This is a genomic window from Polaribacter sp. Asnod1-A03, assembly GCF_045063585.1.
Classification (GTDB): Bacteria; Bacteroidota; Bacteroidia; order Flavobacteriales; family Flavobacteriaceae; genus Polaribacter.
Genome location: NZ_JBEFOE010000009.1, coordinates 572,695 through 584,167 on the forward strand (window position 1 = coordinate 572,695; position 11,473 = coordinate 584,167).

Genomic DNA, 11,473 nt, shown 5'->3' on the forward strand with positions numbered 1-11,473 from the left:
AATAAGTTACATAATAATAGTGTTTTAACATAAAATTAAGTTTTCAAGGTTTTATATCAATTTTAAAAACGAATTAAATTATGAGAATTAAAACAAAAAATCCAGCTTAATAAGCTGGATTTTTATTTACAAATTATGTGTTATATCCTTATTGATTCCCCAATATAATAGGCATTCCAGACTCTCCAGAACCAATAACAATTACTTTACTATTAGTAGATTTAGAAAGCTCTAAAGTTGCGCTAATCCCTTTTTCTTGTAAAATTTTATCTGTTAAAGAAGCGCTTAAAATTTTGTTTGCTACCGCTTTACCTTCTGCATCAATTTTTTGTCTTTCTGCTTCTTTTTCTGCTTTTGCTATTCTAAACTCATATTCTAAAGATTCTTGTTCTTGTTTTAACTTTGTTTCAATTGCAGTTCTAATAGTATTTGGTAATTTAACATCTTCCACTAAAACACGTTTAACAATTAAAAATTGATCTTTTAAAACAATCTTAATTTCATCTAAAATTTCTTGTTCTATTACATCTCTTTTACTAGAATATAATTGCTCTGGTGTATAACGACCAACAACACTTCTTGCTGCTGCATTAATTGCGGGATCTAATAACTCGTGTTCATAATCCTCTCCTTTTGTTTTTATCAATTTACCTAAGTTGGTAAATTCTGGCTCATACCAAATTGTCCCATTTACTTTAACTTCCAATCCGTTTACAGAAAGTACATTCATTTCATCAGAAATAGATTGCTGACGTACTTTTCTAACAATCATTCTATTCCAAGGAAGAACAACATGGAAACCTTCTCCATAAGTTTTTTCTGTGTTGATACCATTACCTAAAGTTTCAAATATCACACCACCTTCACCAGGACCTATAGTTACTGTAGATTTAGAAAATAATATTAACACAATTACTGCTATTACTATTAAAAAAACGCCTCCTTTAGGAAACTTAATATCAACTTGATTACTTGCCATTTTTGTTATTTTAAAATTCTTTCAAATTTACGACTTAAATTATCAAACACAATTTATATAAGCACAATCTTCATTAAATACTTCTGTTTCTAAGGTAACATGCTCTAAATTAAAATCATCATGTAACATTGTTTTAATAGCTTTTTTAAGCTCATTTACTTTTTGCCAGTCCATTTTCTCTTCAACCACCAAATGCATTGTTAAAATGTTATATTGACCGTCCATTGTCCATAAATGACAATCATGAATATCTTTTATTTCATCAAAAGTTAAAACCTTTGCTTTTATATTATCAATAGAAATTTTCTTTGGAGTTCCTTGTAAAATAATACGGATACTTTCATTTCCGTTTTTAAAAACATTATACAATATAAATGCAGCAATTAATAAAGATAATAGAGGATCTAAAAAAGGAAGGTTCCAAAATTGCATTACAATACTTGTTATTAAAACAGCTACCCAACCTAATACATCTTCTAACATATGTAAGGAAACTACACGTTCGTTAATTGTAGAACCTTTTCTTAATTTTAATACAGCTGCTCCGTTTACAATAATTCCTAAAATTGCAAACCACATCATTCCTTTTGCATCAGATGCTTCAGGATTTATTATTCTAGGTATTGCATTTATTATTATAAAAATAGATCCTATTAATAAAATGATAGAATTTATAATGGCTCCTAATAATGAGAATCTTTTAAAACCGTAAGTATACTTTTTAGTCGGTTTTTTATTTGACATTTTTTGAAAATACCAAGCTAAACCCAAACTAATACTATCTCCTAAATCATGAATTGCATCGGATGTAATAGCTAAACTATTGGTATAAATACCTCCAATAAATTCTATTATTGAAAAAAATAAGTTTAGAAAAAATGCTACACTTATATTTTCTGTAGAATTATGATTATGATGGTGATGACTATGATGGCTACACATAAAATTTTATTTAATAGACCAATAAATTTAAGAAAAGATGCATAGTTTACACTATAATATTAATTAAAGTTTCAGCTTATTAAATCAGTTTTAATTTGGTGTAACAAAAAGATTTACACTAAATTTTAAAAAAAACTTTTTAAAAAAAAATTACAAAAATATAAACTTAATCTGTTTTAGTAATTGTATTCTTTAAAGCATTATTTAACTTTTCTATATAATCTTTTCTTTGAGCCAAATCTTTAAAATTAGCCTCAAATGTTTTTGTTTCTTTTAAATTTGGGAAAGAAAGTTTATTTTTTGAGATTGAGTTTGAAATTAGGATATTAAAGTAATTATAAATCAAAATTACTTTTTGCAAAAAGTCTGTTTCTACAATTTTAAAACCTATTTTTTTTGCTGTTCTTTTGTTTAAAATATAACTTGTTCCTTCAAGTTTCATTTCACTTTCATTGCCATATTTATCTATCAGAGATAATAATCCTTGTAAGTATTGCTGAATTATAAAATCTGTTCGTTGTTTTCCGTTCAATTTCTTATCAATCACAAAATAATAATCAAACAAAGTTCCTCCGTGTATTTTAATTACTCTATTTTTAGGCTTTTCAGTTATAAATAATGGTGAATAATATACCATTTTCCCACTCTTTTTAAGTGAAGGCATATCAAAAAAAGGAGCAATTATTGATAAAGTAATAGCAAAAGTTAAAATACTTATCAAATAAAAATTGAGTTTTATTGATACAATTATTGAAAAAATTATTAATAAAATTGCACAAATAGCTATAATTGCTAAAATCTTATTTTGTTCCTTTTTACTTTTTATATAAAATTTGTGTTCCAAGTTTTTTTAAATTATAAATTGACAAAAAAAACTTCTATTTACAGTTTCAATCTATTTTTAACGTATTCAATTTCTGTTTTACCATGTTCTTTAGGGTTGCCCTCTTCATCTAAAGACACCATTACAATTTTATCAATTTCAATAATTGTTTTTCTAGTTAGTTTATTTCTAACATTACAAGTTAAAGTTATAGAAGTTCTACCATACTTTACAACATCAATTCCTATTTCAATAATATCTCCTTTCTTAGCAGAACTCACAAAATCTATTTCAGACATGTATTTTGTAACCGTTCTATCTACTTCTAGTTGAATAATTGCATAAATAGCAACTTCTTCGTCTATAAATTGCAATAATCTACCACCAAATAAAGTGCCGTTTGGGTTTAAATCTTCTGGTTTAATCCATTTTCTTGTGTGAAATCTCATATACTCTTTTTTTAATTTTTATGTTTTACCGTAATATTTTCTAACAAACCACTCTACTGTTAATAAGCCAATTACAATAAACAATATCCATTGCCAATCTATTAGGTTTTGTTCTTTTATTGTTGATTTTTGAGTTGTGTAAAAAGATTTATTTTTTAATAATTCTTCTTTTAAATCTTTAAACTGATTTTTGTAAAACTGTTTTCCTCCAGAACTATTTGCTAACTTCTTTAATTTTTTATCATTGGCATTTGTAAACTGCTCTTCTATTTGATAATCTGTAATTTTAAATTCTCCTGTCTTACTTATATTTTGTCCTTTTACACTTGCTCTATAAATATACTTTCCTGAAGTAAGGTTTTCAACATCAACTTGGTAAGAGTTATTAATTAAAGAAAATGGTAGCTTAACTACTTCTCTAGTGTCTGTATTGGTTAATGTAATTTCTAAATCTGCTCTTGTATCAAATTGATAATTTTTATCTGTATAAATGGCAGATATATTGATGATTGAATTAGCTGAATATAAATTTTCTACATTTACTTCTAATCGACTTCTTTTTTTATTAGTTGCTAAATACTGAACCAAATTGCTTATAAATTCATCAAAATCATAAAACGAATTAGAATTTAAAAAACTTGTAGATCTCCATTTCCAAATACCTTCACCAAACAGAATTCCTACTTTTTGATTATCCTCTTCTATACTTGCCAATAATGGTTGTTCAGTTTGTAATCCGTTAATACTTTGAAGTAATAATACCTGATGTTCTTTATAAATACTGATTTCTCCATAAGAATCTTCTAAGGGAGGAAATTGATTAAAATTAATATCATTTTGATAAAAAGGTAAAAAAGAATCATTGTAAACAGCTTGATAATCTTCTATTTGATTGATGTAATTTTTTGAAAAACCTAACTCTTGGTTATTTATAAAACTCCAATCTGTATTCTTTCCAGTAATCAAGAAATAGTTACTATTTTTAGATTTTAATTGATTTAAAACAGTGTTAAACTTATTATTTGGTTGATTTAAGATAACTAATTGAAAATCTTTTATTTGATTATTAAAATCATCAATTAACTGAACTTCTAAAGAACGTTGTTTATTACTTTCTATAGATTTTTTTAAAACACCTAAATCTGGGTGTAAAACAGACGTTAAAATCAATACTTTTGTTTGTTGATCAATTACTTCTACAGAAAAGTTTTTAGAATTATTCTTTGTATTTTTTTCATCTGCAATTTTCTGAATTGTTGCTGTATAATATTGCAATCCTTTTTTATCAGAAGTTAAGTTTGTTGTAATAGTTTTTGAACTACTTTCTGATGAAAATGATATGTTTTTGGTAAAAACTTTTTTACCATTTTTATAAATAGAAAATAAAGAATTAACAGACTCTTCTCCTTCGTAATTCAATAAAACTTCTACCGGAAACTTATTCTTTACAAAGCTATATTTATTAACATTTAATTGACTTATTTTTAAATCCTTATATTTAATTGTATCACCAAATACTATCGGAAAAATTTTTTGCTTAGAATTAATAAATTCATAATCAGAACCTATTGTTTGATTTCCGTCTGACAACAATATTATAGGCGCAATTTTATTTTTATTTAATTCATTTACAGAAGTAATTGCTTTAAATATATTGGTTTCGTTCTCATTAAAAGTAAAAGAATCTAGTTGAGATAAAGTTTTCCCAAAAGAAAAAGTGTTGATTTCAAATTTTTCTTGTAAACTTTTATCAATATTAATACTATTTACAAAGCTATTTAAGTTATTTTCTTCTTTAAAAAATGGAATTGATTTAGAATTATCAACCAAAATACTTAAGATTGGTTTAGAATTCTCTAAGTTTATTGTTTTTATCTTAGGATTAATCAACAATAATACTATCAAAAAAAGACTTAAAGTTTTTAATGAAAATAAGAATACATGTAACTTAGATTTCTTTTTTTCTTTATAAAAATATTGAAAAAAAGCCATAGAAAGACTAAATACAAACGCTAAAAAAATATAAAATAGAGTAATGTTTTGCAATGATTTTTATTTATGTGCAAGTTAAAAAGAACGATTAATTAACTACGTAAAAAAATACTAAATTATTTATAAATTGGTTTATAAATAAAACAAAAAAGAGCACATAAATGTGCTCTTTTTCTAAAATTTTATTTTTTAGTATAGACTAAAATAATCTGCATCCATCCTCTCTCCTACCAAAGACAAATCATCAACTAAATTTTCTATAAATCCCTTTAAATCTTCTTGAAAATCCTCAATACATTTATAACGGTATTCACACATTAATTTACCGATTAAAAAAGCTGCAGAATCCTTATGCGGATGTTCTTCTTTTATTAAAAAACTCATATAATAATGAATACTATTTAAAGAATTCATTATAGACCTAGGACAATGTGGGTTTAATATTAAAAACTCTAAAACATTATGGCTAGAAGGTGTTTTTCTATAATGACCTCTCATCATATCATAAGTTTCTACACATTTTAATAAAGTTGTCCACTCATAACTAGTCTTTACGGGCGTATCAAAATCAACACTCTCTATTAATGCATCATTATATTTAGAATTAATAATTCTAATTACCTGATTTGCTCTTTCTATATAAACACCCAACATAATAATCGCATATACTTCATCATGCAATAAGGTTGCTCTAATTTTAGTTCTTAAAGAAGCAATATTAGATTTTATAAGGTTGGTAAACTCAAACAAACCGTGTTTAACAAAACGTTCTGAAGAATAATTTTTTACAGTTCTGTTAAGTGTATTAATAGACTCATACAATTCTGTTGATATTAAATCTCTAGCTCCGTTTGCATTTTGTTGTGCATAACCTATAGAACTATAAATAGAATAGTGTTTATCTGGATTAAGACCTATATCATATAATACGTCTCTTTCGTTTAATATTTTATTTAATTTTAACTCCTCTTCATCCGCTACAAACAACATAGAACGTAAAACAAAGTCTCTAGACTGAGCAAGTTCACTCGGTGCGTCTAAAGAAGAAAAATAGTTTACATTTAAATACCTTGCTATATGCTCAGAACGTTCTAAATAACGTCCCATCCAAAAAAGGTTATTGGCTACTCTTGCTAACATATATATATTTTATTTTTTTAAAACCCAAGTATCTTTAGAACCACCACCTTGAGATGAATTTACAATTAAGTTACCTCTTTTAAGTGCTACTCTTGTTAAACCTCCTTTTAGTACAAAATCCTTATCCTTACCTAATAATGTAAATGTTCTTAAATCTACATGCCTAGATTCAAAAGAATTTTCTTCTTCTATATAAGTTGCATGTGTAGAAAGAGACATAATAGGTTGAGCAATATATTTTCTTGGACTCTCTTTAATTGTTGCTTTTACTTTCTCTATTTCCTCTTTAGTTAATTTATTTCCGATAGAAATACCATAACCACCAGACTCATCAACAGGTTTAACAACTAATTTATCAACGTTTTCTAAAACATATTTAAGTTCGTCTGGTCTACTGCAATGATAAGTATGTACGTTATTAAGAATAGGTTCTTCATCTAAATAATACTTAATAATTTGTGGCATATAAGTGTAAATAGCTTTATCATCAGCAACACCAGTACCAGGTGCATTCACTAAACAAACCTTACCTTTTAAGTAAGATTTAAAAAGACCTTTAACACCTAAAACAGAATCTGGGTTAAAAACTGAAGGATCTATAAACTCATCATCTATTCGTCTATAAATAACGTCTACTCTTTCTAAACCTTTTATAGTTTTCATGTAAACAAAATCATTTTCAATAAACAAATCTCTTCCTTCTACTAACTCAACACCCATTTGTTTTGCTAAGAAAGAATGCTCGTAATATGCTGAATTGTAAACACCTGGTGTTAAAACAACACACTTAGGAGAATCTACTCCTTTTGGTTTTACAGATTCTATAATTTCTAATAAATTTTGCCCATAATCAGAAACATTATGAGATTTATAATGGTCAAAAACACCAAATAATGTTCTTTTTAAAGCTTCTCTATTACCAACAACATAACTAACACCAGAAGGACATCTTATATTATCTTCGAGTACGTAATAATCACCATCAGAATGTTTAATTAAATCTGTACCAGAAACGTGGTTATAAATTCCTCCAGGAGGATTAAAGCCTTTCATTTCCTTTAAGTAACTAGCAGAAGAATTTATTAACTCTATAGGAACAATTCCTTGTTTAATAATTTTTTGATCATGATATAAATCCCAAAGAAAAAGATTAAGAGCTTTACTTCTTTGTAATGCTCCTGCTTCTAGTTTTAACCATTCATCATTACCGATAATTCTAGGAAATAAATCAAAAGGAAAAATCTTTTCTTTTGTTTCTTTATCTCCATAAACTTGAAATGTTATTCCTTGATTAAAAAAAGCATCTTTTGCTTTATTATTTAATGAAACAAAATCATTAACAGAGTACTCACTAAATAATTTAAACAATGTTTGATAAACATCTCGCACTTGTTTATCTTCTGTAAATATTTCATCATAAAACCTTGAATCAAATTCATAGGCAGAAAAAATAGGTAATTTATTATATGTTTTCAAATTATAAACTTTTAATGTAAAACTAATAAAATTCTTATATAAACCGCAACTTTTGTTAAATTATTTTTAGAAAAAATTCCTAAACATTAAACTATATAACATATATTTACAATTACTTTGAATTATCAATAATTTGCATAAAACAAAAATTATATATGTTTTTATTTTTAAGATTATTAATTACAAAATGTTATAGTTTAATTTTTTTTTACGTGTTCAAAATACAACCTTAAAATTAAATAACGTAAACATTTATAACCTTTTTCTAATTCATTTTAATTACTTTCACATTTAGATTTAACCCTACAAAATAAACTATGGCACTAAAAGTTGTAATATCTCATAAAACAAAATATATATATGATCGTTCTGTAAATCTTTCTCCTCATATTTTTAGATTAAGACCTGCTCCACATAGCAGAACGCCTATAGAATCTTATTCTTTAAACATTGAGCCAAAAGAACATTTTTTTAATTGGCAGCAAGATCCTTTTGGTAATTATTTAGCACGTGTAGTTTTTCCTGAAAAAACAACAGAACTATCTGTAGAAGTAGAAATTATAGCAGATTTAAAAACAATTAATCCTTTTGATTTTTTTGTAGAAGAATCCGCAGAAGAATTTCCTTTTGAATATTCTGATGTTCTTAAAAAAGAATTAATTCCATATTTAGAAGTTACAGAAAAAGGAAAGTTAATTGATGAGTTTATTAAGACCATAGACTTTACACCAAGAAAAACAATCTACTTTTTAATTGATATTAACCAAAAAATATACGAGTTTTTAAATTACAACATTCGTATGGAACCAGGTGTACAAACCTGTGAAGAAACATTAGGAAAAAAGACAGGTTCTTGTAGAGATTTTGCTTGGTTATTTGTACAAACGTTACGTCATTTAGGGTTTGGTGCTCGTTTTGTTTCTGGATATTTAGTACAGTTAAAATCTGATGAAAAATCGTTAGACGGACCTTCTGGACCAGAAGAAGATTTTACAGATTTACATGCTTGGGCAGAAGTTTATATTCCTGGTGCTGGTTGGATTGGTTTTGATGCTACTTCTGGTTTATTAGCCGGAGAAGGTCATATTCCTCTAGCATGTACTCCTACTTTTGAAAGTGCTGCTCCTGTTTTTGGATTATCTGATAAGTGTGAAACTACCTTTGAATTTGAAAATTCTGTAGAAAGAATTTTTGAATCTCCAAGGGTTACAAAACCTTATACAGACAGACAATGGAAATCTATTGAAAAACTAGGTCATAAAGTAGAAAAAGAACTACAAAAAAATGATGTTCGCCTTACAATGGGTGGAGAACCTACTTTTGTTTCTATTGATGATATGGAATCTGCTCAATGGAATACAGATGCAGACGGACCAGAAAAGAGAGAACGTGCTGCAGATTTATCTAACAGACTTTTAAATACAATTGGTAAAGGAGGTTTTTTACATCACGCTCAAGGAAAATGGTATCCTGGTGAGCCATTACCTAGATGGTCTACAGAATTATGTTGGAGAAAAGATGGTAGAAAAATATGGTTTAATCCAGAATTATTAACTGCTGTTGGCGGTTCTCCTAAAATAGAAAAAGGTACTGAAAAATTATTTTTAGAAACCTTAACAACATACTTAGACGTTAGCGATAAACATATTACACCTACCTATGAAGATGCCTTTTATTTTCTTTGGGAACAAGGACAATTGCCAGTAGATTTTAATCCTGGTGAAGATAAAGATAGCTCAATCGCAGAAAAGAAATTAAAAGAAATTTTAGAAAATGGTACTTCTACTCCTGTTGGATATGTATTGCCTTTAAACAAAACAGAAGGTAGTTGGTTTACAAGTTCTTGGAAATTTAGAAGGAATTACATTTATTTAACTCCAGGTAATTCTCCTTTAGGTTTAAGATTACCTTTAAACTCCTTAGAGTCAGAACCAGAACATGAAATTTTTCCTATTTACGAACCAAATCTTTTTGATAAAAAGAAACGTTTACCAAGTTTTAGACGAATGGTGGCTAAAAGAAAAGAAAAAGTTTCATTAGAAGGGATTAATAATAATCTACCAAATTATTTTGTTAGAACTGCATTATGTGCAGAAGTTAGAGAAGACAAATTATATCTATTTTTACCTCCCCTAGATGATGCCGCTAATTATTTAGATTTATTAGCATCTATTGAAGCTACTGCAAAAGAATTAAATATTCCTGTTGTTTTAGAAGGTTACGGGCCACCACATGATAACAGATTAGAATCAATGAAAATTACTCCAGATCCAGGAGTAATCGAAGTAAATATACATCCATCTCATAATTGGCAACAATTAATAGATAATACTTTTACAATTTATAATCAAGCAAAAAAAGCAAGATTAGGTACAGAAAAATTTATGATTGATGGTAAACACACTGGAACAGGTGGAGGAAACCATGTAACATTAGGAGGAGTTAGCCCTAAAGACAGTCCTTTACTTAGAAAACCTAGTTTATTAAGAAGTTTATTAACTTTTTGGCAACATCACCCAGGGCTTTCTTACTTATTTTCTGGTGCTTTTATTGGCCCTACAAGTCAAGCTCCTAGAGTTGATGAAGCTAGACAAGATAATTTATATGAATTAGAAATTGCTTTTAGTCAAATACCTAAAGATGGAGAAGTTCCTTTTTGGTTAACAGATAGATTGTTTAGACACTTATTAACAGATTTAACAGGTAATACGCACAGAGCAGAGTTTTGTATCGATAAACTATATTCCCCAGACTCTTCTACAGGAAGATTAGGTATATTAGAGTTAAGAGGTTTTGATATGCCTCCGCATGCTCAAATGAGTTTACTTCAAAATTTACTAGTAAGAACATTAGTTTCTTGGTTTTGGAAAAAACCATACGAACACAAATTAGTTCGTTGGGGAACGAGTTTACATGATAAGTATTTATTAGAACATTATGTAAGAGAAGATATTAAAGATATTGTATCTCAATTAAACAAAGAAGGTTATGCTTTTGATGAAGAATGGTTTAACCCATTTTTCGAATTCCGTTTTCCATTACATGGAATGGTGCAAATCAATAATATTGATATAGAATTAAGAGCAGGTATAGAACCTTGGAATGTTTTAGGAGAAGAAATGACAGGCGGTGGAACAGCAAGATATGTTGATTCATCTGTAGAAAGACTACAAGTTAAGTTAAATAATTTCACAGAAGAAAGATTTGTCTTAACTTGCAACGGTGTAAAAGTAAATGTTGAAAACACAGGAATAAAAGGAGAATTTGTTGCAGGTGTGCGTTATAAAGCCTGGAACCCTTATTCTGCCCTACACCCTACAATTGATGCCGATACACCTTTAGTTTTTGATATAGTTGATACTTGGAACAAGCGTTCTATTGGTGGATGTACTTATTATGTAACACACCCAGGAGGACGTTCTTATGAGACTTACCCTATTAATAGCTTTGAAGCAGAATCAAGAAGAATTAATCGTTTTTGGGATTTTAACCACTCTCAAGGAGAAGTTGAAACTATAGATGAAGAAGAAAATAGAAACAAAGAAGAACAAACCGAAAGAGAGACAAATGTAAAAGAACAAGGAAGTTCTAAACATTTTAGATATCAAGAAATACCTAAAAACCCAGAATTCCCTAATACTTTAGATTTGAGATTGAAAAAATAATTTTCTA

8 protein-coding genes are annotated in these 11,473 nt (G+C 27.6%); 1 reads left to right on the forward strand and 7 read right to left on the reverse strand.

Features of this window, described 5'->3' with window-relative positions; translation table 11 throughout:
* Positions 1 to 148: 148 nt before the first annotated feature.
* From ACJJVY_RS02950 to ACJJVY_RS02980, 7 genes are all read right to left on the reverse strand, one after another.
* Positions 149 to 979 (reverse strand): prohibitin family protein, encoded by an 831-nt coding sequence (locus ACJJVY_RS02950; RefSeq protein WP_405604962.1) that lies wholly within the window; start codon positions 977 to 979, stop codon positions 149 to 151.
* Between the two features lie 42 nt (positions 980 to 1,021).
* Complete coding sequence (locus ACJJVY_RS02955; RefSeq protein ID WP_405604964.1) at positions 1,022 to 1,921, reverse strand: cation diffusion facilitator family transporter; 900 nt, start codon at positions 1,919 to 1,921, stop codon at positions 1,022 to 1,024.
* A 166-nt stretch (positions 1,922 to 2,087) separates the two neighbouring features.
* A complete protein-coding gene (locus tag ACJJVY_RS02960; protein ID WP_405604966.1) occupies positions 2,088 to 2,642 on the reverse strand; it encodes a hypothetical protein in 555 nt (184 codons plus the stop codon).
* 161 nt (positions 2,643 to 2,803) lie between these two features.
* The gene (locus ACJJVY_RS02965) at positions 2,804 to 3,193 is read right to left on the reverse strand and encodes an acyl-CoA thioesterase (protein ID WP_405604968.1); all 390 of its coding nucleotides are present in this window, start codon (positions 3,191 to 3,193) and stop codon (positions 2,804 to 2,806) included.
* Between the two features lie 18 nt (positions 3,194 to 3,211).
* Positions 3,212 to 5,083, reverse strand: coding sequence for a VWA domain-containing protein (locus ACJJVY_RS02970; protein WP_405604970.1), 1,872 nt, complete (start codon positions 5,081 to 5,083; stop codon positions 3,212 to 3,214).
* A gap of 291 nt (positions 5,084 to 5,374) precedes the next feature.
* Positions 5,375 to 6,325 (reverse strand): alpha-E domain-containing protein, encoded by a 951-nt coding sequence (locus ACJJVY_RS02975; RefSeq protein WP_405604972.1) that lies wholly within the window; start codon positions 6,323 to 6,325, stop codon positions 5,375 to 5,377.
* A 9-nt stretch (positions 6,326 to 6,334) separates the two neighbouring features.
* A complete protein-coding gene (locus ACJJVY_RS02980) occupies positions 6,335 to 7,801 on the reverse strand; it encodes a circularly permuted type 2 ATP-grasp protein (RefSeq protein ID WP_405604974.1) in 1,467 nt (488 codons plus the stop codon).
* 317 nt (positions 7,802 to 8,118) lie between these two features.
* Here ACJJVY_RS02980 and ACJJVY_RS02985 point away from each other — a divergent pair, with 317 nt between their 5' ends.
* Positions 8,119 to 11,466, forward strand: a complete 3,348-nt coding sequence (locus ACJJVY_RS02985) for a DUF2126 domain-containing protein (protein ID WP_405604976.1) — start codon at positions 8,119 to 8,121, stop codon at positions 11,464 to 11,466.
* Positions 11,467 to 11,473: the final 7 nt, after the last annotated feature.

Excerpts from the sequence above, each read along its gene's own strand:
- ACJJVY_RS02985 (WP_405604976.1), top strand. The coding sequence starts at position 8,119 with ATGGCACTAAAAGTTGTAATATCTCATAAAACAAAATATATATATGAT.
- ACJJVY_RS02955 (WP_405604964.1), bottom strand. The coding sequence starts at position 1,921 with ATGTGTAGCCATCATAGTCATCACCATCATAATCATAATTCTACAGAA.
- ACJJVY_RS02950 (WP_405604962.1), bottom strand. The coding sequence starts at position 979 with ATGGCAAGTAATCAAGTTGATATTAAGTTTCCTAAAGGAGGCGTTTTT.
- ACJJVY_RS02965 (WP_405604968.1), bottom strand. The coding sequence starts at position 3,193 with ATGAGATTTCACACAAGAAAATGGATTAAACCAGAAGATTTAAACCCA.
- ACJJVY_RS02975 (WP_405604972.1), bottom strand. The coding sequence starts at position 6,325 with ATGTTAGCAAGAGTAGCCAATAACCTTTTTTGGATGGGACGTTATTTA.